Raw genomic sequence first — 23,961 nt, 5'->3', positions numbered from 1 at the left:
ATATCACCACGCGCGCCGTCGCCGGGCACGCACCTCGTCAAGCGCGGCTACGGCACCACGCTGCCGCGTAGCCCGCCGGTTCCGGGCCGTCCGGTGGTGGTCAGCGGCCGTCGAAGAGGTCGGCCAGGCGCGACGGCACGAGCGCCATACGGTCGAAGTCGACTACGCAGCCCTCCCCCACGGGCGACTGGACCCCGATCCCGACCCGGAACCGGACGCCGGGATCGCCAGGGAGGGCGGACTGGCGCGCCAGACGCCAGGAATGGCCGTCGAGCGACATGTGGAAGGCGAATGCGCCGTCGACGCGGCTGATGCGCAGCCATACCGGACCGCGGTCCAGGGGCCACCCCACCGCGTCGTCCGAGAACCCGCGCGTGACGACGGAGTACAGCGTGGGCCGGCCGTCGGGGGACTGTTCGACGTTGAGTTTGGCCCACAGGTCCGGCGCCGCCCAGACGATCAGAGCGCCCGCGTCCCACGGCGCCCGGAAGTCCACGCGGACCCGGGCCGAGAACTGCCAGTCGCCCGGAGGCGGATCCAGCAGCGCACGGGCCGCGTCGTCACGGCTCTCACCGGTCAGGGGGTTGGTGAAGATGTCGCTGCTCGCACGTGCCTCAGCGGTCAGGACCGCGCCGTCGAGCGCGAGGGCGGCGGGGTGGATCGCCCAGCTCGATGTGTTCGCCAGGGTGGATTCCAAGGTCATGGCTCTCACCCTGCCGACGTCGGCACACCCGCTCAACACACTTCAACGAAGATCCAAGAGGCGGCCGAGGAAGTCCACGGGCCAGGCCGCTGGACGGGCGGGGCCGGGTCATGTGGCCGGTCGAGCGCAGCATCCGGGGAGATGTGCGTGGGAGAAGGTGTCGGCGTTCCTGTCGGGGCTGTGCGGGTGCCCGACGTCGCGGGCGGATGCTCTGTTCGACCCCGCGTGACGTGCCGCCGCGCGGCGTCGAGTCGGTTCACACCCTTGCGGGACCCGCGCCGGAACACCGGCGCGGGTACGCGGCCTCGCGCTCCGGGGCCGGACCGGGACCGGACCGGCATCGGCCGGCTTCGTCGCACTCCGACGGGGCGCGTCGTTGCCCCGCGCGGCCATGCCGCCCGGCCCCACGAGGCGACCCGCTACCGCGAGCGCCCGGGTGAAGCACCGCGTCCGGCGACACGGCACCCCGGAAGACTGCGGAGGCGGCAAGGGCAGGACACGCGACGCGGGCCGCCGCCAGCAGCCCGTGTGCGGGCGCGGTCCGTACCGGTCGGACGACGACTCCGCCAGCGCTCCGCCGCGAGGAACCCTCACCGCCGGAAACGGCCACGTCTCCGCTTGGAGCGGGAGGAAGCGAATTGGAGCGGCCCCTGCGCGGGGCGCTCCGTGTGCGAAGTGACCGGGCGGGCGCCTCGCGGTGCAGGCTCGGCCCACAACACTCCCGGCCTGCCCCGAGTGAAGGTGCGCGGCGACGGGGTGGAATCGGGTCTGTCCACGGGGTTGCGCGCATGAGGGAATCGTTCAACAATCCTTCACAGTACGCGAGTTACCGAGTGATGGTTCCACGTCTGCGGCGGTCGACCGGAGAAGAGGGGGAATGTCATGGGGGATCTGCGAGAGGGCGCACGCTTCGGTGTGTGGGCCGTCGGCGGGATCGTCGGTCTGGCGGTCGTCTACGTGATCGGCGTGTTCGTCTTCGGAGGCGCGGGCTGGATCACCGCGCCGTTCCGCGGCGAGGTCCAGGAGCGCGAGGACACCGTCGGGTCCGGCACGTTCCGCCTGACCACATACGAGGAGTTCTTCGGGCTGTGCGAGGCCGTGCAGAACGCCGAGGGGACGATCCGGGTGCTCCAGCAGGAACGCGGGACGGCTTCGACGGCGCGTAAGAGCCAGATCGACCAGTCGATCACCGCTCTGCGGGCGAGCCGGATCGAGTCCGTCAACGAGTACAACTCCAAGGCCGCCCAGGAGCACCGTACCCCGTTCCTCGACAAAGGCCTGCCCCACCGGCTCGACGCCGACGCCGAGAAGACGACCTGCACCGACTGACACCGGGAAGGAGACAACCACCCATATGCACAGGATCACGCGCGTCGTCGCGGCCGCCCTCTCGGCGCTCGCCCTCGGCGCCGGGCTCACCGCCTGCACCGCCTCCAGCCAGGACAAAGAGACCAAGGCCAAACAGGACAACTACGACCAGCTCGTGGCGCAACAGCCGGCAGGCAGCATGGAGTACTCACCCACCCGCGAGGCCATCAACCAGTGGGTTCAGACCTGGGGCAAGCGCGGCAAGCTCTCCTACGTCTACATCCAGAACGCCAAGGGCGAGTACGGGTACTTCATCATGAAGGGCCTCCCGGTCCCCCGCTGCAAGATGCTCACACCGACCGAAAGACTCGAAGACACCTCCGACGGCAAGGCGGTCCTGCCGCAGCCCGGAATGGACGGCACGTACTCGACCGGCTCCACCTGCAACGCGTACTACGGATTCGACGCCACCACCGGCGCGTACATGGAGTTCACGGTCGGGACGAACCAGTCGTTCTTCCTCTTCGACCAGCCCATGACGATGCCGGAGTACGCCAGTGCCACGCAGCTGGGTCCGACCTCGGTGAAGGACGTCCCGAAGCAGCCCTGAGCCGCTCGCCAGCGGATGTCCATCATCGCGGGCGACACTCCTCGCCGCAGGCGGGGCGGTGTTGGTCGCGGACATGGTGGTTCGTGTCGACGTGTACGGGTGGCGACGCGTCCGTCATGTCGGGAGCCTGCCGGAGAAGGGGACGGCACCCATCCAGGTGCCGGCAGACTGCGCCCTGCCTCGACAAGGCAGCGCAGCCGGCGGCACTCCGCGGAGCGGACAACCGCCGCCTCCACATTCACCGCACGCAGACGCCCCCAGCCCATGGATCCGAGAGACCGTCCCCTACCTACGGCCACTGCCTGCAGCCGCGCAGTCGGCGCGACGAGCAGACCAGGCGTGGCCCGGCGTCACCGGACGAGTCGGCTGCCCTCCGTCCGGCCGGGCGGGACAGGGGGCTCCGCGGCGCTAGCCCCGCCACCGCACCCCGTGCCGCCGCCGCAGCCGGTGGATCTCCCACCAGGCCAATGCCGTCACGGACACCGGGCCGCCGACGTACACGCAGACCGCGAGCGGCACCGGGCCCGGCGGCAGGCCGGCCGACGACAGGCCGAGGGTGGCGAACACCCAGACCAGGATGGTGGTGACCAGCGCGGGCAGGGCCGCGTGCAGGGCGGACAGGTTGAACGCGTGGCGCAGCGCCGGGCCGGAGGCGAAGCAGAGGAAAAAGATCACCCACCAGAACGGCGCCCAGCACACGAACATCACGGACACCCAGAGCAGCAACCCGAACAACCCGTTGGCGCTGCTGGGCAACAGACTCATCCCCTTGCCCGCCGCCGTGAACAGCAGCGGCACCAACGTCCAGGCCCCGAAATAGCACAGGGCCGACCGGCCGGCCGGCCACAGCTGCGTCCGCATAGCCCGCCGCGCCCCGGGCCTGGCCGCCCAGAAGAGCAGCGCCACTACCAACGCCGCACTCAACAGCGCCAACCAGGGCGCGAACAAAAGCCGTTCCAGGAACTCCTTCCGTGCGTCCGCCACGTCCTGCCAGTCACCGAACGCGGCCAGCAGCCCCACCGAAACGACGAGGGCCGTCCAGGCCCGCACCCGCTGCACCCGGAGCACCTCGGGTTCCTCGACGTGCCCTGCCGGGCGTACGGGGAAGACCCGGCGCGCCATACGGCGGGCCGTACGGGCCAGTTGGTAGCCGACCAGCGGCGGCACGGTCAGCCACCACAGGCACGGGAGGAGCAGCACCAGCAACACCCGGGGGCCACCTGCTCCCGCCGCCCTCTCAACACCTCACCCAACGGCGGCCATTCGTCTTCACGCAGCCGTCGCCATAGCGGCGTGTATGGGGGCGGGGGGTCACTGGCGGGCTGCGGGTCACTAGTGGGTGGAGGGTCACTTGTGGGTGGCGGGCCGCCGTATGGCGACCGTACGGACGGGTGGGGTGGGTCGATGCTCATGGGCGTCCCTTCCACGTCCGGTCCCCGAAAAGGGACGCGAAGCGGCCCGACCACGGTTCCCGACCGTAAACCCCGTGCTGTCGGGGCGGGCCGTGCCGGGCCGGGGCACACATGCTCGCGCTCGCCCCTCTCAACGGGCGCTACGCTGTGTCCTGTCTCAGCCCATCAGTCAGCTGGTGAGCCGTTGACCTGCCAGAATGCCAGGTCGTTGGAGAGGCGGAGGCCGGAGGCCCGGGGTCCCGAAACGACCTGGCAATCGCGGAAGGCGCCTCCGCGATAGCGATCGACGTGTCCCCCGCCGGTCGTCACGGGCACGAGTCACGAACCGTTCATCGGTGGAGCCCGCTCACGCGAGGCTCGGGACCTCTCGGCTTGCCCTGTCGCGACGAATTCACCGCGCACACAGCCGGTCCAACGCCGACTGGCTTTCGTCGTCCGCGGCGCGGTAGATCACAATCCGCTGGTCCGGATCTTGAAGCGGCTTGAGCACTTCGAAATGCACTGCAATCACACCGACCTCAGGATGCCGCATCACCTTGTCTCCGCGGCCGTTGACCCTGATGTGTCGCTCGGCCCACCAGCGCGCGAATTCCTCGTCACCGGTAGTGAATTCGGTGATGAGGTCGATCAACGCCTGGTCCTCCGGATGTGCGGCCCACGCAGCGCGCAGGTAGGCGACCCCCTCCCGCACGACGCGTTCGCGGTCGACGTAGAACTCGCGGATCTCCGGATGCATCAGGCACAGCCACATCGCATTGCGCCGCGACGGCGGCAGGGTGTCGAAATCCAGTAGCAGTCTCGCCATTTCATCGTTCCAGGCCAGGATGTCGTAACGGTGATTCATCAGCATGGCCGGCAGCGGTGCCAGGTCGGCGACCAGGCGGGCCAGCGACGGTGCTGCGGTGGCGGCGGGCTTGCCGGCGTTCCGGGGACGCTGCTGGGCCAGGTCGAAGAGGTAGGCGCGTTCATAGGGGGCCAGTCGCAGCGCCCGAGACAGCGCCTCCACCACGTCCGCCGAGGGCCGCAGCCCACGGCCCTGTTCCAGCCGCACGACGTAGTCGATGCTGACCCCGGCCAGTTCGGCGACCTCTTCGCGGCGCAGTCCCGGGGTCCGCCGCGTCTGCCGACGCGACGGCAGACCGAAATCGTCCGGATCCAGGCGTTCACGCCGGTTCCGCAGGAACGCGGCCAGCTCCCGCGTCGCTTCCACAGTCGTCACGGTCGATTGGCCCTGGGCGCGGCGACCTTCGGCACCGAGTGGGGCTGGGGCGCCGAGCGGAACGAGGCGCGCAAGTTGTTCGACCTCGACGTCGAGCGCGGCGGCAACTTCATCGACACCGCCGATACGTACACCAATGGCAGCTCCGAGCTCCTGCTGGGCGAATTCACCCGCGAGAACCGCGAAAGCCTGGTCCTCGCGACGAAATACACGACGCTGCGCCGGCACCGAATTCAGGGGGCCCGCACCGCAAGAATCTGTTCGCGTCGGTGGAATCAAGTCTGCGACGGCTGAATACGGAGTACATCGATCTGCTCTACCTGCACGTGTGGGATTTCACGACGTCGGTCGAGGAGATCCTGCGCGGCATGGACGATCTGGTCCGGCTGGGCAAGGTCCTGTACGTGGCGATGTCCAACCTCCCGGCCTGGCAGGCGTCGCGCATGCAGGCGATCGCCGATCTGCGCGGCTGGTCGCCGCTGGTCGCGCTGCAGATCGAGTACAGCCTGATCCAGCGCGCGGGGGAACGCGACCTGATCCCCATGGCGCGGGAGATGGGCCTCGGGGTGGTGCCGTACTCACCGATGGGCGGCGGGGTGCTCACCGGCAAGTACAGTCGCAACGATCTGAGCGGCTCGAGCACCGGTTCCGACGAAAGCACTCGCAAGACCCTCAACCGCACGCTGGGCTGGGTTACCGAACGCAACCTCGCCGTTGCCGACGTAGTGAAGGATGTGGCCACGGAGCTGGGCCGCACACCCGCCCAGGTCGCTCTGGCCTGGACCCTGCAGAACCCCGACGTGACGGCACCACTCATCGGCGCCCGCACCCGCACGCAGCTGGAAGACAACCTGGGCGCCTTGGAGGTCGACTTCACCGCCTCCCACCTGGCCCGTCTCGACGATGCCGGCGCGATCGACCTCGGCTACCCGCACACCTTTCTCACCGGCGGCTTCGCCCGCACGCAGAGCCATGGCGACCTCGGAATCGAGGCACGCCGCTGATGCCCGGCGGGGTACCCCACACCTCGTAGCACCTACTGCGTGCCTCCACCGCCTGTCGGGTCCAAGCGGACGTGAACGGCACCACCGGCTCGGATCACCGTCGGCGCGACTCGCAGACCGCATGGCCTCGCGTACTGACCGGCCCCTTCCAATACAGGCTTTGCGCTGCGGCCTGGCTCGTGGGCAGCCCCGCCGAGCGTGTGTCGGCGGAGGCGCCCGTTCATCCGGTCCTGCCCCGACCCGTCAGCCGGTGACCGGTGGGCGGGTGCGGGGCGGCGGGCCCAGGCTGGGACTCGCCGCCGCCGAACGCGGCAATCACCAACGGAGTACGACTCGGATGTAGTAGGCGCCGAGAGGCGGGGCGCCACCTGCGAAATAGCACGTCGTCGCTGTTCTGTAGCCCTGGTTCGTGTAGTAGACGTACGCGCTGATGGCCGCAGCCTGGCGTGACGCGACCTCAGGGAACGGGCCCACGCCGAGCATAGTTCCGGCTGCCGGTGCCAGGGCGGCTGCGGGAGCCGGTGCGGCGACCGCTGCAGGTTCTGGCCACACTCGGGGCGGCTAGGCGTGCCTCTTTGGTGTGCTGGGCGGTTGGTTGATCGGGGCCTGCCCCGTTGGCGGTCGGTGATGCGGCGTGAGAGCGGTTCGAGCCGTTGATACGGGCCTATCCGGTCCGCGGGCGCGGGTGGGCTACTACTCCGGGTGCTGGGCTACTCGCAGCGTCAGCTCGCCCAATTTGGACGGCTCGGCGGTCCATCCGGGCCGAGGACGAACCGCGGCGGCGGGAGGAGGAAGACGAGCGTCAGGCGACCGAGCAGCGGGTGTGGTTCCAGGAGAAGGCGGCGCGCAGCCGGGCCGACACCGACCGGAAGAACGCCGCCTCCCGCCGGAGCGCGGCTGCACGGCACGCTCATGCGGCTGGCCGGTGCGCAGCGGGGCTGGAGCGCCTGGCCCGCGAGCGCCACCTCACCGTGACGGCCGGGGTGAGCACGGCCGAATTTGCGGTGGCTCGGCGGAACACCCCTGATCGGATCGGACGGCACCTCGGCGGCGCCCCTTTGTCCCCTATATGTTCGGGCTCGCGCACGGGGAGGCGTTCGGGTTGCTCGCGGAGATGGTCGAGACGCCCCGTGAAAGACTCGCCGACATGATTGTCGAACGTGCATACGCGCACCTGGGCTCGCGCAACGACGACGAGTGGCCGTGGTCCGTCCCGTGTGTGCGCGATCTCATGGCCAACGGGATGCGCTTCACCGCTCCGGTGACGTTCCTCGTCGGGGAGAACGGTTCGGGTAAGTCGACTCTGGTCGAGGCGCTTGCCGAGGGCTTTGGCCTGGACTCCTGGGGCGGCTCGCACGACTGGCGCTATGCCAGCCACCGTCCCAAGTCGCTGCTGGGTGAGAGGGTCCGCTTCGAGGCAGCGCCGCGCGGCCGGGCGATGCTGGGCAGCTGGGCCGCCCGGAAGGGGTTCTTCCTGCGCGCCGAGACCGCCCTGGACGCGCTGGACCGGGAAGGGTTCTCCCCGGATTCGGTCAGCCACGGAGAAGGCTTCCTCGCCGCCTTCCGGGGCAAGTTCCTCTGGGCCGGGCTGTACGTGATGGACGAGCCCGAGGCAGCCCTGTCGTTCACGTCCTGCCTGGAGCTGCTCGGACACATCGACCAGCTGGTGAAGAACGGAGGCCAAGTGATCTGCGCCACCCACTCGCCCCTGCTGACCGCGCTGCCCGGCGCGGACATCATCGAGGTCGGCGAGCACGGGCTCCGCCGGACCCCCTGGGACGAACTGGCACTGGTCGACCACTGGCGGCGCTACCTCGCCGACCCACAGTCCTACCTCCGGCACGTCCTCGACTGAACATGCCGTCAAGCCCGCGGCGCGCGCGGCCGCGCTGATGCCCATCCCGTCAGTCAGCTCAGTCAGCTGACCTGATCAGCGTCGGCACGAGGGCACTTGGCGCGCAACGGTCAGCGCCCGGGATCGGTGTCGGGCCTGTGGGCTAGAGCCTGTCCGGCGGGTCATGCCGGGCGGCCCACCGGCGCTGGATCGCTGTATCGACCCGCCGGACACGGAGCTGGGTGAAGCAGGTTGGGGCCGTCGATAAATCCCTCGACATGGGTCGCAGTGATCGGGGATGCTTCGCGCGATGACCAGGATCGATGACACACCGCCCGCGTGGGACGAGCGCACCCAGCTCACCACGTTTCTCGACTACGCACGTGGCACCGCTCGCGCCAAGTGCGATGGCGTCTCTGCGGAGAACGCCCGCAAGGCGCTCCTGCCGGGTTCACCACTGATGACCATGAGCGGAGTGATCAACCACCTCCGCTGGGTCGAGTACTACTGGTTCCAGGTGATCTTCCTCGGCGAGGAAGACCGGGCCCCCATGACCGACGAGGACCCCGACCGCGAGATGCGGATCGCCGTCGACTTCCCGCTCACGCAGTTGCTCGACGAATACGACGAACAAAGCGCCCGCTACCGCGAACTGGTCGCCGGGAACGACCTGGACAAGCAGGCCCAGGGAACCATCCGCAACGGCCTCCACGTCGACCTGCGCTGGATCCTGCACCACCTCACCGAGGAGACGGCCCGCCACAACGGCCACCTGGACATCCTGCGCGAGATGCTCGACGGCACAACCGGCTACTAGACCCGGGAGAGATCATGGGCGGAGCCTGAGTCTGATCGAGGCGAGCGTGACGGTGCCGTGGAAGATGTAGGCGCGCTTGTCGGATCTCGTGGCCAGCCCGGGAGTTCTTCAGCACGTTGATCGTTCGCTCAACTTCGTTCCTGCGCTTGTAGATCGTCTTGTCGAAGCCGGCGGGGCGGCCACCCTTGCTGCCGCGGGCTTAGCGGTTGGCCCGCTGATTCTTCGGTTTGGGGATGGTGTGCTTGATCTGGCGTCGTCGCAGGTAGCGGCGGTTGCGGCGAGACGAGTACGCTTTGTCGCCGCCGAGATGGTCAGGCCGAGTCCGGGGCCGCCCACCGTCCAGGCGGGCGACACGGACACGCTCCATGACCGGGATGAACTGCGGGGCGTCGCCCCACTGGCCCGGGGTGATGAGCAGGGCCAGCGGGCGGCGTCCGCCCTCACCGGCGAGGTGGATTTTACAGGTCAGGCCGCCACGGGAGCGTCCGAAGTCCCTCGTCGGGGCGGTGCTGCCGGGGCGTGCGTCTTTCCCGGCAGCCGCGGAGGCTTTGTGCGTGCTCCGGCGGCGTGTTGGTGGGCCCGGCAGGAGGTGGAGTCATGCTCACCATCGACCAGTCGAAGCGGCGCCTTCCGCGTCAGCATCGGCCAGGACGGCCGCGAAGAGCCTGTCCCATGTGCAATCCGCTGACCAGCGCCGATGCCGCTCGTACACGGCCTTCCACTTGCCGAAGCGCCCAGGCAGATCCCGCCACGGCAACCCGGTCCGGTTCCGCTACAGGATCCCGTTGAAGATCCGCCGGACAGACCCTAGGCCTGCAAATCCCTCGCCTGCGCGGGTGCCGTACGGCACCGGCCCGCGAAAACGGGGCCGATGGCGAAGATGAGGGCGCGGGCGGCGAAGCCGAGCGAGGTGATCATTCCCGCTCCCTCACCGATGAGGGCCGCTGCGGTCAGGATGCCGAGCCGGCCGGGAAGCATCGCGCAGCCCTGGCAGACGGCGCTGGTCAGGAGTCCGGCGGCCAAGCCTCCCCGCCGAACTCCGCTGGACCGGCTTCCCGCAGGAGCTCTACATCTGAGGTGTGACATAGCGCGTGAGCTGGCCACTTAGCGTTCCGGTTGGCCGGTCTTCGTGCTCCAAATGGCCTGCAGAGTCGGGAAGGAGGCGCTGCCGCCACGTCGCCCGGGGAGGCTAGAACGGCACGGCCGACTGGGGGCTATTCGGCGGGCCTGTTCACGCGGATCAGCGTCTGCTGGCCGTTGGCGACGAGCTTCTGCTCGCTGTCACCCTGGACGCCGTACACCTCCAACTGGCAGACGGTCAGGGTGCGTCCGGATCTCAGGACGGTGCCGATCGCTTCGAGGCGGTCGCCTGCGGCGGGCGCGAGGAGGTTGATCTTGTACTCGACGGTGAGGACCTCGGAAGCCTCGTCGAAAAGGGTGAGTGCCGCGTAGCCGCCGGCACTGTCCGCGATGGCGCTGGTGGCGCCGGCGTGAACGTACCCGTGCTGCTGGGTCACCTCGGGACGGGCCGGGAGCACGATGTGCACGCGGCCCGGGCCGACGTGGGCTAGGCGGGCGCCGAGGTGGGCCATGAGTCCCTGGCGGTCGAAGCTGTCTCGGACGCGCTTCTGGACTGCGGGGCTCGCCTGTTCCTGCTGCGTCTGGTCTTCCACGTACGTGCTCTCCTTCGGGTCCGTGTCGGGTGGAGCGGGACGGGTTCCTCAGTCGGCCAGGGGTTCCACCAGCAGGAACGCGCCGATGGCGATCATCATGGCGCCGCTGATGCGGGTGACGGCCCGGGCGGCCGAGGGCCGGGTCCTCAGGACCGCGCTGGCCAGGACGCCGACGGCGAGGTAGACGACGGCGCACGCGGTCAGATGCAGCATGCTGAGCAGCCCGGTCTGCGCGGCGACCGGCCAGCCGTCGGCGGCGTCGATGAACTGCGGGAACAGCGCGAAGTAAAGCAGCAGCGCCTTCGGGTTCAGGCCGCTGATCCCGGCCCCCTTGAGCATGACCTGCACGCGGGAGGCGTCCGAACTCTCTCCAGCGGCCGCCAGCACGGCAGGCTGCTTCACGACGCCCCAGCCCAGCCACAGCAAGTAGCCCGCGCCCGCCAGGGTCAGGGCGGTGAGCGCGGCCGGGGATCTCGCAACGATCACCGCCAGTCCCGCGACGGTCACCAGCGCGTAGGCCGCGTGTCCGGCGACCAGCCCCGTGACGGCCGGGAGGACCGAGCGTTCCCGAAGACCGGCGGATATCGCGTACGCCCAGTCCGCACCGGGGGTGAACACCAGGAGCAGGTCCACTGCCAGGAAGGCCGCCAGTGTCGTCGTATCCATCGATCGTTCCCTCTCGCATTGCTTGCCTTGGAGGGAAGGCTAGGTCGGATTTACCCGACGATGTTTGCGTTTTTACCTCATGATCGCGTGATGCGAGGGAGAATCTTCCCCATGGATGCCCTGGACCGGAAGATTCTTACCGAGCTGCAGCTCGACGGCCGCCTGACCATCACCGAGCTGGCCGCCCGCGTGAAGCTCAGCGTGTCGCCCTGCCACCGCCGACTGCGCGACCTTGAACGCGAGGGCGCGATCCGCGGCTACCGTGCCGTCGTCGACCCGGCCGCCGTCGGCCTGAACTTCGAGGCGCTCGTGTTCGCCACCCTGCGCTGGGAGAGCCCCGACACCGTCACCGCCTTCGAGGAGGCCGTGGCCGCCGTCCCTCACGTGCTTCAGGCGCAGCGCCTGTTCGGCGAGCCCGACTACCTCCTGCGGGTGGCCACCACCGACCTGTCGGCGTTTCAGGAGCTGTACGACCAGCGGCTCGCACGCCTGCCCGGAGTCCAGCGCCTGACCTCCACACTCGTCATGAAGAACGTCATCGACGACCGGCCCCTGCCCGAAAGCTAGTCACCACCGAGCTGCTGCGCTTAGCGTCCCGGCGACGGCCCCGGCGCTTTGCTGAGCGTCTGCCTGTCTCCCCGATCCATCGCCTTCGGGGGCTACCACGTGGTGCTCGCCCGCGGGCTCTCCGCGGAGGCGGTCGCCGAGCGCCTTGCTGCGACCCTGCTGTACGGGACGGAGCACATCGTCGTGCCAGTCGGGGAGCACACCGGTCCCTCGCTCCTGGAACTCATGGACGACAGCTACGGCGACTCCGACGACGGCATCGGCCTGCGCCTCGGGCGCGCGGGGGCCTGGACGTACGCGGTCGCGTACGGCGGCTGGCAGGGCGAGTTCGGCCCGCCGGCACCGGCCGCCCGTGGTGGCGCTCATGTCTGCCTCCGGTGTACGAGGAGGAGAACGGCAAGCCCGTCCCGCCCCAGTTCGCGTACTTCCACGACGGCCGGCTGCTGAGCGGCTGCAACCTGTATCTCGACGCCTCGTGGGGCTACCAGGGGGTCGAAGGCGACCCTGCACCAGCCGGCCGAGTGCAGGAGCGGCTGACGGCCGCCGGGCTCCCGGACCCGGAGCGGGACCACAGAGAGGTTCACCGCGCCGCGTTCGGCGTCGTCGAAGAGTTCTTCGGGCTCTCGCTGCCGCAAGATCCGATCGTGAGCGGGACGCTGCCGGCCGTCCTGCTCGAACCGGCCTGATCCACAGCCGGGCCGATACGAAGCGACCAAGGCGTGTTGCCAGCCGTCCCCAAGGTTGAGGTGGTGTGGTGCCCGTCCGGGAGACGGGCGGGCGCCACAGCCGGGCCGGGCTCAGCACATCTTGTAGTCGTACCTGGTGGAGTTGTAGGAGCAGGTGTCGACCTTGGTGCCGTTGGCCTTCTTCAGGGTGGCGGTGTCCTTGTCGTTGTTCCAGACGTACCAGCCACGGTTCTGATAGCGGTGGGCAGAGGTGTTGGTGCCCTTGCCGGTGTGGATGGTGACGGTCTTGCCCTTGCCGAGCGTGTAGGCACCGAAGGTGTACTTGTGGTTCGCCACATCCGTCAGGGTCCAGCCCTTGAGGCTGACCGCGGCGCCGGTGGTGTTGCGTATGACGACGTACTCGGCATTGAGACTCGCCTGCGCGCCGCGGTCGCTGCCGGGGCTGTCGTAGTAGACCTTGTACAGGTGGACCGAGCCGGCCGCCTGCGCCGGGGAGGGCAGCGCAAGGAGGCCGCCGACGGCCACCGCTGTGACAGCGACGGCCGTGGTACGCGTACGGAGCATGAGTTTCCCTTCGACGATGAGAGAGCGCCGGACTTCCCCCAATCGCGTCCGGCAGGTAGTCACCGTAGAGAGCACCGGCTCCCGAACCGTGGCGCGTTACCGAACTGGGATAAAGCGAACTAGGGTGCGAAAACCTAGGCCTTGCTGTGACATTCCGGCGCCGTGACGACTCCGCCCTGAACATCGCGCGCACATCGTCGACATGCCTTCCGACGAGGTGCGCAGACCTCCCGCCGCCGGTGGTGGCTGCAGTGGTGATCCATACGCTGCAGGCCGCCGTCCCTCAACCGCGGTGCCTGGGGCGCAACTATCGTGCTCGGGCTCCCGACTCTTACGGGCGCGGTCGTGATGGTCTTTGCGGTTCGAGTGCCGGAGTCGTCTCGGCCTTGGTGGACTCCCGGCAAGGTGGACTTCTAGTTCGTCGACGAGGACAGTCGCTACGAGCGATGACTAGCTGGCTACTTGCCGGAACTGACACCGCCGGGAATGAGGACGTTCGGCGCGCCCGGCCCCTCAGCGGGAACCATCTGACCGGTCGTAGAGGGAGGGAACTCGTGGTGCGGGAGTGCTGGTTCTGCGGGAATGCCACACCGGCGTCATGGCACGACCGCGTCCTGGGGCTGCACCAGGGCGCCGACACCACGATGACCCCATGGATCGTCGTTCTGCGCACCACGTGGCGCCGGGAAGTCGTGCACGTGCCACGCTGCGCCCGCTGCCACTACGGGCATCAGATCGAGCAGACCGCGGCGGTGCTCTCCATAGCCGCGTTGATCGCCTACTCCGCCAGCGGCCAGCTGGACCAGCTCCTCGGCATTTTGCCAGCTTCGGCCGCAGAGCGGACGGTCGCAGCGATCTGGGCGGTCGTGGCCTGTCTGCCGGGTCTCATCTGGATCACCATCAGGCATGGTTGGCTGCCATGGCGGCGCGTGGCACCCCACCGCCTGGGCTATGCCCGCCATCACCCGGAGTTCATCCAACTCCTGGACGAGGGCTGGAAACCCAGGCCGGGTCCCTTCCCCTACTGGGGAAGCCCGCAGAACCCCCATCCCCCTCCGCCGCCGAGCAGATTCCGGCGACTGACCGGACGCGTCATCGACCTGGCCGGAGCAGCCTGCGTCATCGGCATTCCCATCTCCTACCTGCAGGGCTACGAGGAATTGGCCGGAGGTCTCATCGCGGCGGCGGCAGGGCTGTTCGCCCTGTCCTCGAAGATCAAACCCGACAACTGAACGCCCGGCCCGCTCCGAAGCACTTCTCGGCTGGCGTTCGACAAGCTCCTCAGTGGCAACTGCGTATCGCGATTCGGTGAGATTTCAGGTCGTCACCGACGCCAAGAGCCTCCTGATCGCCATCGGGCACCAAGCACTCCCCCACCGACGACCCAGCCGCAGAGCGCCACCTCCGCCCGCCCGCGGGTAGCGCTTCCGGCTCTACTTCCGTGTGGCTGAGGCTTCGCCGACGCGGCAGGCTACCGCCGTGAGGTGCTTACGCTCCGCGATCCGGCTGCGTAGTTCCAGGCGAGGACCGGCTCGGCGTCCTCGTCGAGGAAGGCGCGTCTCGTAGGTGCCGGTGTCAAGGGGCGGGCGACGAGAACGGCGCCGAGGTGGATGAGCTGACGCTGGGCGCTGGTGACGCGCTCCTCGTCCGGCTACGGCAGGGCAGAGCGGGTGTGGTCAAGGCAGATCCCCCAAGAGGGGGGCAGGTGGTGTCCGGGGTGGTGGTCCAGGTCATGCCGCCGGCCTCGCGCCGGCCAGGCACGGGAGCGGCGGCGCTGCCTGACGGTCGGCCGTGGTGCCCGCGCGAGCGGCGGCCTCGGCGTCCGGGATGCCGTCGCTGATGTGGTACCTGGCCAGCGCCTGCGCTTCGCTCGTTGACAGCACGCCATCGCGCACCGCGTCGAGGAGGAGGTCCAAGGGCTCCAGCCGGGGCGCGTGAAGGCCAGCCTCCGCGGCAGAGGCTCGGATCGTGCGGGCGCGGGCGGTCTCGTACGGCTCGGCGCCGTGCCCGCCGAGCTCTCCGCGGCCGCGCTCTGCTCGGCGGCGAACTCGGCCAGGACCCGGCGCAGGGTGTCCAGAGCCAGGTTCGCGGCGGCCGGGGCGGCAGTGGATGGGGGACGGCCAGAGCAGCCCACCTCGTAAAGGCGGCCACGGCCACGTGACCGACGGCGTCGCAGGCTCGGCCGCCCCCGGACCTGCCCGGGGATGATGCGGATGACAGCCAAGAGCATCGCCTGGACGATGAGCTCGCCGCGACACACTCGGATCGGTCACCGCAGCAGGGCGCGCCGAGGCAGCGCTCGTAGTACGGCGTCGGTCCGCGCATCGCTCACGCCTTCGGTCCTCGGCGGAGCGCGGAACGAAGCTGGGCGCGCCCCCAGGGAACCGGCCCAGCGATCGATCACGGCCGCGAGGCCGTCAGTGAAATGGCCATCGCTCACCCAGTCGGGGACCACGTGCCGGAGGCCAGAGCCCGCGCACTCCGCGGCCCAACCGGCATCCTGCCGGTCGACGAACCCGCAGCAGGCGGCGCGGTGCAGATTCTCCAACCCGCTTGCCCTCTGCCTGGGCAAGCCTGATGAACTGGTCGGCAAGTCCCCCTCGTGAGCGGTCCGTGCCACATCGGCAAGCTTCCAGACACATGGATGGAGAATTGGCCGCCAGAGGCGGGGCGAGGGTGCTCGACGAGGCGGTCAGACAGAGCGAGGAGCTGCCGCACCGGCAAGGACCCACCCGACCGGATCCGCCGCCCCGCCCGCCGTGCCCTCGGCAGCCCGGCCCCCTGCATCCTCGTACGTCCATACGGTTAGGCTGGCCTTGCCCAGCGTGCGGGCGTTCACGACCTATATGACGGAACGGGCAGAGAAAGGCGCAGGTGAGAGACGGTGACCGGGCTCGAATGCACCGTGCCCCCGGTAGGGCGGGACCCCCTGCGGGTCACCAAGGACGCGGCCTTTGGCCCCGTGCCCAGGGCGAGGCAGCGTGCATAAGATCGCGCTCACAGCCGGAGCCCTGTACGTCATCGTCCTGCTTCGCGCCGGAGGGACGTTCGCCGTCGGATGGCTCGCAGGCGCAGGCGCCCGGCGCAGCAGACTCGCCGAGCGGATCACCTCAGCGAAGTTCCAGCGCGCCGAGCGGGCCATCCAGCGGTGGGGCGCGCCAGTCGTGGCCGTCTCCTTCCTGACTATCGGCTTCCAGACCGCCGCCAACTTCCTCGCCGGCAGCATGCGCATGCCATTGCCGCGCTACCTCCCCGCCCTCTTCGTAGGCGGAGCCGCCTGGGCCCTGATCTACGCAACCGCAGGGCTTGGCGCGCTCGAAGTACTGAGAAAACTCTTCGCCGAGCGGACCGGCCTCGGAGCAGCAGCCGCCATCGTCCTCCTCCTCGCCGCGTGCGGAGCAGTGCTCTACCGCAGAAGACGGGCCGCCCTCTCCTCCAGCGACGCCACGGCCACCGCCGAGGAACCGTAGACCCACCCCGCACGAACTAGCACCACCGGCACAGCCCTCCTCCACGCCAGCCACTTGCCCGCACACACCCCTGACCACGCTCAGCCCCCTGTTGCCGGGCGCCCCGTGCAGGGTGTCGGCGATGGCACGCCGGTTCCAGCCGACGGACTGCCCCACCCGCGCCAACTCGCCCCTGGTCGGGGCCGCGGCCGAACCGGCCGGATGCGTTCAAGTCGTTGATCGACGCGCGGCTGCGGGCGGAACTCGACGCGTCGCGCGCGTGCCGTTCCCCTGGTCGACCGCGGCTCGTTTCCAATCCGTGACAAACTCTGACGAGCAGGACCGGACCGAACGGAGCGCCACACCGGGTCTGCCTGACCGGGCGGAACTACCGGTACAGGCAGGGAAGTCGGTTGTGGGGGCAGGCCGTCAAACCCGCTCCGCTGGTGTCGGACTCGGCCCTGCCGGGGCGCCGGGCGAGAGTGCCGGCGGCGGGGTGTCGCGCGGGATCGGTGGGGTTCTGGTGGCGGCGGCCGGCGGGCTTCTGGGTGTCGTCGGCTTTCTGGGGTCCTTCTTGCGGCCCACCTCCGATGACTGGTGCATCGCGTGGAAGGCCCGGGACATGGGTGTGCTGGGGGTGACGTACGACTTCTACCTGACGCAGAACGGGCGGATCACCAACGCCTTGCTCAGCGGGGTCGTCTACTCGCACGGCATGCTCGGGCCTCAGGTGCTCTCCACGGTCCTGATCGTCGCCCTCGGGCTCGGCTTGGGATTTCTGGCCCGTGAGGCGCTCTGCGCGCTGGGCATGCGGGCGCCTCTGGCAGTCCTTGCGCCCGCGGTCATGGTGGTGGAGGCGCTGTTGTTCCTCGGCGGTACCCGCAACTACCAGATGCTGTGGGCGCCGGCCGCCATCTCGCACATCCTGCCCAGTGTTCTGGGCATTTGGGTCCTGCTCGGCGCCATCCGCGCGGGTCGGAGCCCGAGGCGACGGCCACGGTGGGCGGCGCTCGTCGGCGCCCTGGTGACGGGCTTCGCGATCGGCACGCTGAGCGAGCCGTTCCTCGCCGTCAGCGGCCTCACCGCAGCCACCGCCGCGCTCCTGACGCTGCCCCAACCACCCTTGGCGCTACGGCTCGCGCGGACCTGGTACCCGTTCAGCTGGTCCACCTTGTACTGCGTGGGTCTCGTCGCCGGTCTGGCCGTGCTCTACACCTCGCCCGGCGCCGCCTGGCGCCGCGCACAGCGCCCACCGCGGGAATTCAGCGCACGGCGCCTGGCACGCGACTGGGTCCACATCTGGGACACCATCCTCAGTCAGTGGGCCTACCTCGGCGCCGCCGCCGTCGGCGTACTCCTCGGACTCGGACTCGGACTCGGACTCGGAGTCACCCTCATCCGCCGGGGTACTCTCCCGCCGCCGGCGACTCGCCTGCTGCTGATCCTCCCGGTCCCCGTCCTCATCCTGTCGTCCCTCGCCGTCGCCCACGGCCTGCGCATGGGATACGGCGGCAACGGCTGGACCTACGCCCGTACCTGGACCAGCTTCCTCATCCCCTACCTGGCCACCCTCACCCTGTACGGAGCCCTCCTCGGCCACTGGGCCGGGCGACGCGCGCAGACTCCTGGCAAGCCACGCCTGCCGCAGGCGGCGGCAGCCCTGCTGGCGGGCACGTTCACTCTCGCCGCCCTCGCCGCCCTGATCCCCGCCGCCCAGCAACTCACCACTCAGACAGTCACCCGGGCAGCGCGCTGGGACGCCCAAGACAGCCGTATCCGCGAGCAGGTCGGCGGAGGAGCCAGCAGCGTGACCTACGAGGCGATGCCCATCGGATCCCTCGCCGAGCCCTACTTCTCCCGTCACGAAGGAAAGGACTGGGTCGCGCCGTGCGCCGCCAAGTACTACCGAGTCCAGCAGATCCACAAGCCCAAGCCCAAGCCCAAGCCCTGACGCGCAGTCCCGCGACACTTTGATTCGATCGTCGCGATCGAAAGTTCCTTCCTGAACCATTGACTTCGATCGCATTGATCGTATCGTTTCAGCCATCGCATGAGGCGGTTGACTTGAGCGATCGGATTGACCGTCAGGTGCGGAAGGCAGCCTGCGCCCGTCCGGCTGTCGCCGAGGGAGGAACCTTCATGGCCCTGTTGATGACGGATCCACCACCGGCGTCGTAAGTGCGGGCGGTCAATTCCCCCTCAGGAGGACACATTGCAACATCGCAAGGTCCTGACCTCACTCCGCGCCCATAGCGCGCGAGCCCTGGCCGCCGCTGCGGCCGCACTCGCCCTCACTGCCCTTCCCGTCGCGACCCCACTCGCGGTGGCGCAGAGTTCGGACGTGCCGAGCGCGGCAGCGGGGTTCACGGTGTACACCAATGAGCGAGGTGCCCACCCGCCGGGGCAGACCCAGTACGGCGCCACCAAGGCCACCGTCGTCTACGACGTCTTCTCCTACCGGTGCGACGCGGCCGGATGCACCTCCAACGGCGGTGCGCTGCCCTCGCAGGCCACGTACGAGGCCAAGGTCAAGGAGTACATGGGCGCCGGGCAGTTCGCCGGTGAAGCTACCGCGCCGGTCGTGCTCGACTTCGAGGACATCGAGCTCACGCAGGTCCCCACGGGGCAGGCGGCCACCAACGCCTACAACCTGTGGCGGCAACTGCTCACTTGGACCCGCAACGCCGCCCCGCAGGCGCCGATCTGCCACTACGGCTACGACTGGCAGACCCGCAACCAGAACCTCATCAAGCAGCTGCACGACGACAACCTCCTCAACTGCTTCGCCCCGCGGGCCTACTTCGACGACGGTCAGTCACTGTCGTCCTGGACCAGTAGGTTCGACGCGTCTATCGCCCGCGACCGCGCCATGGCTCCGAGCCACCCCGTCTACCCCTACGTCAACCCGGTCTCGTTCCCCTCGGAGACGTACCAGCCCGGCAACAGCTGGGCCCACGTCATACAAGCGGTGAAGGCCAAGGCGGACGGTGTCGTGCTCTGGGAGACCAGCGCCAAGAACGCCAACGCCTGCCCCTGGGTGTCCCAGCACTCGTACGAGATGGGGGTCATCACCGGAACCAGCAGCAGCGGCCCGCTACGGGCGACCGCCACGCCGCCTAGCGGCAACTGCACCGTGTCCCGCGGCGCCCAAGTCCCGATTCCGGTCACGATCACCAACACCTCAAGCACCACTACGGCCGCCACCCAGATGCTGTCCATCGGAGGGCAGGCGCCAGGGGTCGGCACGTACGGCACCGGCTGGCAGTACTGGAACATTCCCGCCCTCGCCCCGGGTGCCACGGCCCAGACGACGCTGTACCTCAACATCGACGCGTCCCAGGTCACCAGCACGGTGCTGCTTCACCTCAAGACCGGCATCAGCGACACGCGAATGGCGGTGATCGTACTGTGAGGCGCCCGCAGGGGCGCCGAACGGCTCACCTCAGGGCGTAGATCCTCTTCGCCGTGTCGGCGAAGAGCGCGGACCGTTCCGGCTCGCTCAGGTCCGACATCAACTGGCGTGCTGTGTCCACCACTTCGCCGTACGTTGCAGCCAGTAGGCAGACCGGCCAGTCCGAGCCGAACAGCAGGCGGTCCGCGCCGAACGCTTCCAGGGCCGTTTCGGTGTACGGGCGCAGGTCGTCCAAGGTCCAGTCGTCCCAGCGGGCCTCGGTGGGCAGGCCCGAGAGTTTGGCCGCCGTGTTGGGCAGGGTGGCCAGGGTGTGGAGGTGCCCTGCCCAGGTGTTCAGCTCGCCCGTCGCTATGGGGGGCTTGCCCAGGTGGTCCAGGACGAAGGTGAGTTGGGGGAGGAGGAAGGCCGCCGAGGTCGCGGCGGGGAGCTGGTGCGGGAGGACCACCAGGTCGTAGACCAGTCCCGCCGCGGCCACCGCTTCGAGGCCGCGGAGTACGTCCCGTCGCAGGATCCACAGCGGGTCCGGTTCGCCTTGGATCTGGTGGCGGATGCCCACCAGCTTCTCCCCGCCCGGTAGTTCACGGAGCCGGGCCAGTTCGTCGGCCACGTCGGGGGCCGTGAGGTCCGTCCAGCCGACCACTCCCCCGACCAGGTCGTGGTCCGCGGCCAGCTCCAGGAGTTCAGGTGTCTCGTCGGCTGTCGTTACGGTCTGTACGACAACCGTGGACGTCACACCCGCCTCTCTTGCCTCCGGTGCCAGGTCCGGGAGCGTGAAGTTCCGTCGTATCGACGTCATTTCGTCGCCCTTGATCCACGGCTGGTCCCGAACCGAGAGGTCCCAGACGTGGTGGTGCGCGTCCACTATGCCCATGCCGCTCACAGCTCCCAGACGACGGGCAGGCCGGCGTCCGTGCCCTCGGTGCTGTAGTCGTGGGCGACGTCGAGGAGGTCGGCCATGCGGGCCTGCCAGGCGACGTTGACCGGGAGGTGCTCCAGTTCGGCGAGGAGTTCGGCGTAGTCCTCGCACTCCAGGACGTGGAAGAGGTCGGTGCCGCTGCGCCAGATCGTCCAGGACGTGGCTCCGGCCGCGCGGATGGCCCGGGTCAGTTCCTCGGGGACCGCGCGATGGGCGTCCTCGTACGCGGCGATGTGGTCGGCGCGGACCCTGGTGTGCAGCGCGATTCTCATGACGGCTCCTCGGCGGGGCGGGCTGCTACGACGATGACGTCCAGGGTGCGTGGGCCGTGGACGCCCTCGACCCGGTCCAGTTCGATGTCGCTGGTGGCGGACGGTCCGGAAATGAACGTGAGCGGGGCGGTGGGATCGAGGCGTGACAGGGCTTCGGGTACGTCACCTACGATCTGGTTCTCGCGGATCACACAGAGGTGGTAGTCCGGGAGGAGCGACAGGGCTCGGCGGCCCTGGCCCTGTCCCGCGTCCAGGACCACCGTGCCGGTCAGCGCGATTCCGAGCGCCGCGGTGGTCAGCACCGCAGCCGCAGCGTCCAAGGCATCCACGGAGAGGGGCGGTACGTCACCCAGCCGCTTGAAGCTTCCCTCCGGCAGCAGCACATCAGGAAAACCCGGCGGCACCACTACGGCTTCCGCGCCCCGTTCCGCCAAGGTCGCCGCGATCGTGCGTGCCGCCTTCTCCTCCGTCGTATGGATCACGGAAGCCCCGTGGTCCGCTACGCGCTCGACGAACAGGGACACCGGGTTGGAACCCGCGTGGTCGGCTCGGTATTCGCGGGGAACCGGCACGCTGTCCGGTCTCTCGCTCGCCGGGACGTCCGCCAGGGCCGCCGATATGCGGGCCAGGATCGTCGATCTCGTACTCATTCCGCCCCTCCCTCTCTCGTACGGCGCCACCAGGACCGGAACGACTCGGCCGGCGGCGCGGGTGTGTCGCGGGTGGCGGACCAGCGCGAGAGCGGGCCCGGTAGACGACGTATCCGGCCGCCGCTGCCGTAGAACCGGGCCGCCCAGCCGGCGGCCCGCTGGAGCAGGCCGAGGCCGGCGGGTGAGCGCAGTACCGCCGCTGCCGCTCCCATGGCCAGGGACTCGGCCGTCGGTACGAGCCCACTGGCCGCCTTGGCCTCGACGGCCTTGGCGCGCAGGTGGACCAGGATCTCGGGGATGTCGATCCGTACCGGGCAGGCGTCGTAGCAGGCGCCGCAGAGCGTCGAGGCGAACGGCAGGGTGTCCGCGTGCTCGACCCCGACCAGCTGCGGGGTGAGTACCGCGCCGATCGGGCCCGCGTACACCGAGCCGTACGCATGGCCGCCGGTGCGTTCGTACACCGGGCAGACGTTGAGGCAGGCCGAGCAGCGGATGCAGGCCAGGGCCTGGCGTCCGACGGTGTCCTTCAGGGTGGCCGTGCGGCCGTTGTCGAGCAGGACGAGGTGGAAGGTCTGCGGGCCGTCCCCCGGTGTCACGCCAGTCCACATCGAGGTGTACGGGTTCATCCGCTCACCCGTCGAGGAGCGGGGCAGCAGTTGGAGGAAGACTTCGAGGTCGGCGAAGGAGGGCAGCACCTTCTCGATGCCCATGACGGTGATCAGGGTGTCGGGCAGGGTCAGACACATCCGGCCGTTGCCCTCCGACTCCACGACGCACACCGTGCCCGTGTCGGCGGTGGCGAAGTTGGCGCCGGAGACGGCGACCCTGGCGCGCAGGAACTTCTCCCGCAGGTGCAGCCGGGCCGCCTCGGCGAGATCGCGCGGGTCGTCGGCGAGGTCGGCGGGGGCGGCTCTGCCCCACTTCCCCATCTCCCGGCGGAAGATCTCACGGATCTCGGCCCGGCCGCGGTGGATGGCCGGGACCAGGATGTGCGAGGGCCGGTCGTCGCCGAGTTGCACGATGAGTTCGGCGAGGTCGGTCTCGTACGCGCGGATTCCGGCGGCGTCCAGTGCCTCGTTGAGGCCGATCTCCTGCGTGGCCATCGACTTGATCTTGAGGACCTCGGTCTCGCCAGTGGCGCGCACCAGGTCGGTGACGATGCGGTTGGCCTCGGCGGCGTCGGCCGCCCAGTGCACGTGGCCGCCCGCCCGGGTGACGGCTTCCTCGAGGCGTGTGAGGTGGTGGTCCAGGTGGCGGAGTGTGGTGCGTTTGATGGCCTCGCCCGCCTCGCGCAAGCGCTCCCAGTCGTCAAGTTCGGCCGTGACGGCGAGGCGCCGGTCGCGGATCGTGGTCGTCGCGCGCCGCAGGTTCGTTCGCAGGCGGGTGTCGGCGAGGGCCGAGCGGGCGGCTACGGGGAAGGTCGGAGCGCCGAGCCATACGACGTTGTCGCCGGTGCTCATCTCGTGGCTCCGTCCGTCGAGGCGAGGATCTCCGCGAGGTGGCGGGTGCCGATGCCGGTCCGCAGTCGGGAGAGCCCGCCGCCGATGTGCAGCAGGCACGAGTTGTCCCCCGCCGTGACCACCTCGGCTCCGGTCGCCTGCACGTGCCGCATCTTGTCGGCGAGCATGGCGTGGGAGGTGTCCGCGTTCTTGAGGGCGAAGGTGCCGCCGAACCCGCAGCAGGACTCCGCCGAGGGGAGTTCGACGAGGTCGATGCCCTTGACGGCCCGTAGCAGGCTCAAGGGACGGTCTCCGACCCTCAGCATCCGCAGCGAGTGACAGGTGGGGTGGTAGGTGACGCGGTGCGGGAAGTACGCGCCGACGTCGGTGACGCCCAGGACGTCGACGAGGAGCTCGGACAGCTCGTACACGCGCGGGGTGATCTGGTCGACCGCGGTCGCCAGAGCCGTGTCGCCGTGCTCCCGCGCGACGGTCCGGTGGTGGTGGCGGATCGTGCCGGCGCAGGACGCGGAGGGCGTGACGATCGCGTCGTATCCGGCGAACACCTCGGTGAAGCGGCGCACCATGGGCAGGGTCTGGGGCCGGTATCCGGTGTTGAGGTGCAGCTGGCCGCAGCACGCCTGGGCCTGCGGGAAGTCGACGGTGTGGCCGAGCCGTTCCAGGAGGGCGACCACGGCCTTCCCCGTTCGCGGGAACATCGTGTCGTTGAAGCAGGTGATGAAGAGGGCGATGCGCACGA

General features: G+C 69.5%; 25 protein-coding genes and 1 pseudogene. 12 read left to right on the top strand and 14 right to left on the bottom strand.

Annotation, left to right across the window (positions count from 1 at the left end):
* Window positions 1-100: 100 nt before the first annotated feature.
* The gene (locus tag ACFWRO_RS11600; RefSeq protein ID WP_384507788.1) at window positions 101-703 is read right to left on the bottom strand and encodes a DUF1349 domain-containing protein; all 603 of its coding nucleotides are present in this window, start codon (window positions 701-703) and stop codon (window positions 101-103) included.
* 882 nt (window positions 704-1,585) lie between these two features.
* On the opposite strand from ACFWRO_RS11600, the gene ACFWRO_RS11595 reads away from it, so the two are divergent.
* Together ACFWRO_RS11595 and ACFWRO_RS11590 are read left to right on the top strand one after the other, a co-directional pair.
* The gene (locus ACFWRO_RS11595) at window positions 1,586-2,032 is read left to right on the top strand and encodes a hypothetical protein (RefSeq protein ID WP_384507785.1); all 447 of its coding nucleotides are present in this window, start codon (window positions 1,586-1,588) and stop codon (window positions 2,030-2,032) included.
* 25 nt (window positions 2,033-2,057) lie between these two features.
* The gene (locus tag ACFWRO_RS11590; RefSeq protein ID WP_384507783.1) at window positions 2,058-2,621 is read left to right on the top strand and encodes a hypothetical protein; all 564 of its coding nucleotides are present in this window, start codon (window positions 2,058-2,060) and stop codon (window positions 2,619-2,621) included.
* 408 nt (window positions 2,622-3,029) lie between these two features.
* Here the strand turns inward: ACFWRO_RS11590 and ACFWRO_RS11585 are convergent, their stop codons facing one another.
* Window positions 3,030-3,830, bottom strand: coding sequence for a hypothetical protein (locus ACFWRO_RS11585; protein WP_384507780.1), 801 nt, complete (start codon window positions 3,828-3,830; stop codon window positions 3,030-3,032).
* 594 nt (window positions 3,831-4,424) lie between these two features.
* Complete coding sequence (locus tag ACFWRO_RS11580; protein ID WP_384507777.1) at window positions 4,425-5,252, bottom strand: helix-turn-helix transcriptional regulator; 828 nt, start codon at window positions 5,250-5,252, stop codon at window positions 4,425-4,427.
* Between the two features lie 6 nt (window positions 5,253-5,258).
* On the opposite strand from ACFWRO_RS11580, the gene ACFWRO_RS11575 reads away from it, so the two are divergent.
* The 4 genes from ACFWRO_RS11575 to ACFWRO_RS11560 all read left to right on the top strand — a co-directional run bounded on the left by ACFWRO_RS11575 (window position 5,259) and on the right by ACFWRO_RS11560 (window position 8,907).
* Window positions 5,259-5,546, top strand: a complete 288-nt coding sequence (locus ACFWRO_RS11575) for an aldo/keto reductase (protein WP_384507774.1) — start codon at window positions 5,259-5,261, stop codon at window positions 5,544-5,546.
* Window positions 5,522-6,256 (top strand): aldo/keto reductase, encoded by a 735-nt coding sequence (locus ACFWRO_RS11570; RefSeq protein WP_384507771.1) that lies wholly within the window; start codon window positions 5,522-5,524, stop codon window positions 6,254-6,256. Before ACFWRO_RS11575 ends, ACFWRO_RS11570 begins: the two co-directional genes overlap by 25 nt.
* A gap of 1,147 nt (window positions 6,257-7,403) precedes the next feature.
* The gene (locus ACFWRO_RS11565) at window positions 7,404-8,111 is read left to right on the top strand and encodes an AAA family ATPase (RefSeq protein WP_384507768.1); all 708 of its coding nucleotides are present in this window, start codon (window positions 7,404-7,406) and stop codon (window positions 8,109-8,111) included.
* Window positions 8,112-8,400: 289 nt separating this feature from the next.
* Window positions 8,401-8,907, top strand: coding sequence for a DinB family protein (locus ACFWRO_RS11560; protein ID WP_384507765.1), 507 nt, complete (start codon window positions 8,401-8,403; stop codon window positions 8,905-8,907).
* A gap of 12 nt (window positions 8,908-8,919) precedes the next feature.
* Here the strand turns inward: ACFWRO_RS11560 and ACFWRO_RS11555 are convergent.
* The 4 genes and pseudogenes from ACFWRO_RS11555 to ACFWRO_RS11540 form a co-directional block, all read right to left on the bottom strand.
* Window positions 8,920-9,757: pseudogene (locus ACFWRO_RS11555) on the bottom strand (IS5 family transposase).
* Window positions 9,715-9,930, bottom strand: coding sequence for a hypothetical protein (locus tag ACFWRO_RS11550; protein ID WP_384507761.1), 216 nt, complete (start codon window positions 9,928-9,930; stop codon window positions 9,715-9,717). The pseudogene ACFWRO_RS11555 and the gene ACFWRO_RS11550 overlap by 43 nt, the downstream one beginning before the upstream one ends.
* A gap of 191 nt (window positions 9,931-10,121) precedes the next feature.
* On the bottom strand, window positions 10,122-10,580 hold the full coding sequence (locus ACFWRO_RS11545) for a PaaI family thioesterase (RefSeq protein ID WP_384507758.1): 459 nt from the start codon (window positions 10,578-10,580) through the stop codon (window positions 10,122-10,124).
* Between the two features lie 48 nt (window positions 10,581-10,628).
* Window positions 10,629-11,246, bottom strand: a complete 618-nt coding sequence (locus ACFWRO_RS11540) for a LysE family translocator (RefSeq protein ID WP_384507755.1) — start codon at window positions 11,244-11,246, stop codon at window positions 10,629-10,631.
* A gap of 111 nt (window positions 11,247-11,357) precedes the next feature.
* Here ACFWRO_RS11540 and ACFWRO_RS11535 point away from each other — a divergent pair, with 111 nt between their 5' ends.
* Together ACFWRO_RS11535 and ACFWRO_RS11530 are read left to right on the top strand one after the other, a co-directional pair.
* The gene (locus tag ACFWRO_RS11535; protein WP_384507752.1) at window positions 11,358-11,813 is read left to right on the top strand and encodes an Lrp/AsnC family transcriptional regulator; all 456 of its coding nucleotides are present in this window, start codon (window positions 11,358-11,360) and stop codon (window positions 11,811-11,813) included.
* A gap of 377 nt (window positions 11,814-12,190) precedes the next feature.
* Window positions 12,191-12,499, top strand: coding sequence for a hypothetical protein (locus ACFWRO_RS11530; RefSeq protein WP_384507749.1), 309 nt, complete (start codon window positions 12,191-12,193; stop codon window positions 12,497-12,499).
* A gap of 111 nt (window positions 12,500-12,610) precedes the next feature.
* Here the strand turns inward: ACFWRO_RS11530 and ACFWRO_RS11525 are convergent, their stop codons facing one another.
* Window positions 12,611-13,063 carry a lamin tail domain-containing protein gene (locus ACFWRO_RS11525; protein ID WP_384507746.1) on the bottom strand — a complete coding sequence of 151 codons (453 nt, stop codon included), beginning with the start codon at window positions 13,061-13,063 and terminating at the stop codon, window positions 12,611-12,613.
* 554 nt (window positions 13,064-13,617) lie between these two features.
* On the opposite strand from ACFWRO_RS11525, the gene ACFWRO_RS11520 reads away from it, so the two are divergent.
* On the top strand, window positions 13,618-14,295 hold the full coding sequence (locus ACFWRO_RS11520) for a hypothetical protein (protein WP_384507743.1): 678 nt from the start codon (window positions 13,618-13,620) through the stop codon (window positions 14,293-14,295).
* A 498-nt stretch (window positions 14,296-14,793) separates the two neighbouring features.
* On the opposite strand, the gene ACFWRO_RS11515 is transcribed toward ACFWRO_RS11520, so the two are convergent.
* The gene (locus ACFWRO_RS11515; protein ID WP_384507740.1) at window positions 14,794-14,979 is read right to left on the bottom strand and encodes a hypothetical protein; all 186 of its coding nucleotides are present in this window, start codon (window positions 14,977-14,979) and stop codon (window positions 14,794-14,796) included.
* 1,065 nt (window positions 14,980-16,044) lie between these two features.
* Between ACFWRO_RS11515 and ACFWRO_RS11510 the strand changes: the two genes are divergently transcribed.
* The 3 genes from ACFWRO_RS11510 to ACFWRO_RS11500 all read left to right on the top strand — a co-directional run bounded on the left by ACFWRO_RS11510 (window position 16,045) and on the right by ACFWRO_RS11500 (window position 19,924).
* Window positions 16,045-16,533, top strand: a complete 489-nt coding sequence (locus ACFWRO_RS11510; RefSeq protein WP_384507737.1) for a DedA family protein — start codon at window positions 16,045-16,047, stop codon at window positions 16,531-16,533.
* A 601-nt stretch (window positions 16,534-17,134) separates the two neighbouring features.
* Entirely contained in the window at window positions 17,135-18,463 is a 1,329-nt protein-coding gene (locus tag ACFWRO_RS11505) for a DUF6056 family protein (protein WP_384507734.1), read from the top strand.
* 390 nt (window positions 18,464-18,853) lie between these two features.
* A complete protein-coding gene (locus ACFWRO_RS11500; protein ID WP_384507731.1) occupies window positions 18,854-19,924 on the top strand; it encodes a hypothetical protein in 1,071 nt (356 codons plus the stop codon).
* Between the two features lie 25 nt (window positions 19,925-19,949).
* On the opposite strand, the gene ACFWRO_RS11495 is transcribed toward ACFWRO_RS11500, so the two are convergent.
* From ACFWRO_RS11495 to ACFWRO_RS11475, 5 genes are read right to left on the bottom strand one after another with little or no spacing between them, the layout of a single operon-like run.
* Window positions 19,950-20,795: an amidohydrolase family protein gene (locus ACFWRO_RS11495; RefSeq protein WP_384507728.1), complete on the bottom strand. Its 846-nt coding sequence runs from the start codon at window positions 20,793-20,795 to the stop codon at window positions 19,950-19,952.
* Between the two features lie 5 nt (window positions 20,796-20,800).
* Window positions 20,801-21,112 carry an L-rhamnose mutarotase gene (locus ACFWRO_RS11490; RefSeq protein WP_384507725.1) on the bottom strand — a complete coding sequence of 104 codons (312 nt, stop codon included), beginning with the start codon at window positions 21,110-21,112 and terminating at the stop codon, window positions 20,801-20,803.
* Window positions 21,109-21,762, bottom strand: a complete 654-nt coding sequence (locus ACFWRO_RS11485) for a lactate utilization protein C (RefSeq protein WP_384507722.1) — start codon at window positions 21,760-21,762, stop codon at window positions 21,109-21,111. The genes ACFWRO_RS11490 and ACFWRO_RS11485 overlap by 4 nt, the downstream gene beginning before the upstream one ends.
* Window positions 21,759-23,222 carry a LutB/LldF family L-lactate oxidation iron-sulfur protein gene (locus ACFWRO_RS11480; RefSeq protein WP_384507719.1) on the bottom strand — a complete coding sequence of 488 codons (1,464 nt, stop codon included), beginning with the start codon at window positions 23,220-23,222 and terminating at the stop codon, window positions 21,759-21,761. The genes ACFWRO_RS11485 and ACFWRO_RS11480 overlap by 4 nt, the downstream gene beginning before the upstream one ends.
* The gene (locus tag ACFWRO_RS11475) at window positions 23,219-23,959 is read right to left on the bottom strand and encodes a (Fe-S)-binding protein (protein WP_384507716.1); all 741 of its coding nucleotides are present in this window, start codon (window positions 23,957-23,959) and stop codon (window positions 23,219-23,221) included. The genes ACFWRO_RS11480 and ACFWRO_RS11475 overlap by 4 nt, the downstream gene beginning before the upstream one ends.
* Between the last annotated feature and the right edge of the window lie 2 nt (window positions 23,960-23,961).

The organism is Streptomyces sp. NPDC058579 (assembly GCF_042718575.1).
In the GTDB taxonomy this organism is placed as follows: Bacteria; Actinomycetota; Actinomycetes; order Streptomycetales; family Streptomycetaceae; genus Streptomyces.
Note: the sequence above shows the minus strand (reverse complement) of the source record. Positions and strands in the feature narration are given on the sequence as shown.

Excerpts from the sequence above, each read along its gene's own strand:
- ACFWRO_RS11600 (WP_384507788.1), bottom strand. The coding sequence starts at position 703 with ATGACCTTGGAATCCACCCTGGCGAACACATCGAGCTGGGCGATCCAC.
- ACFWRO_RS11595 (WP_384507785.1), top strand. The coding sequence starts at position 1,586 with ATGGGGGATCTGCGAGAGGGCGCACGCTTCGGTGTGTGGGCCGTCGGC.
- ACFWRO_RS11590 (WP_384507783.1), top strand. The coding sequence starts at position 2,058 with ATGCACAGGATCACGCGCGTCGTCGCGGCCGCCCTCTCGGCGCTCGCC.
- ACFWRO_RS11565 (WP_384507768.1), top strand. The coding sequence starts at position 7,404 with ATGATTGTCGAACGTGCATACGCGCACCTGGGCTCGCGCAACGACGAC.
- ACFWRO_RS11560 (WP_384507765.1), top strand. The coding sequence starts at position 8,401 with ATGACCAGGATCGATGACACACCGCCCGCGTGGGACGAGCGCACCCAG.
- ACFWRO_RS11540 (WP_384507755.1), bottom strand. The coding sequence starts at position 11,246 with ATGGATACGACGACACTGGCGGCCTTCCTGGCAGTGGACCTGCTCCTG.
- ACFWRO_RS11535 (WP_384507752.1), top strand. The coding sequence starts at position 11,358 with ATGGATGCCCTGGACCGGAAGATTCTTACCGAGCTGCAGCTCGACGGC.
- ACFWRO_RS11525 (WP_384507746.1), bottom strand. The coding sequence starts at position 13,063 with ATGCTCCGTACGCGTACCACGGCCGTCGCTGTCACAGCGGTGGCCGTC.
- ACFWRO_RS11505 (WP_384507734.1), top strand. The coding sequence starts at position 17,135 with ATGGGTGTGCTGGGGGTGACGTACGACTTCTACCTGACGCAGAACGGG.
- ACFWRO_RS11495 (WP_384507728.1), bottom strand. The coding sequence starts at position 20,795 with ATGGGCATAGTGGACGCGCACCACCACGTCTGGGACCTCTCGGTTCGG.
- ACFWRO_RS11490 (WP_384507725.1), bottom strand. The coding sequence starts at position 21,112 with ATGAGAATCGCGCTGCACACCAGGGTCCGCGCCGACCACATCGCCGCG.
- ACFWRO_RS11485 (WP_384507722.1), bottom strand. The coding sequence starts at position 21,762 with ATGAGTACGAGATCGACGATCCTGGCCCGCATATCGGCGGCCCTGGCG.
- ACFWRO_RS11480 (WP_384507719.1), bottom strand. The coding sequence starts at position 23,222 with ATGAGCACCGGCGACAACGTCGTATGGCTCGGCGCTCCGACCTTCCCC.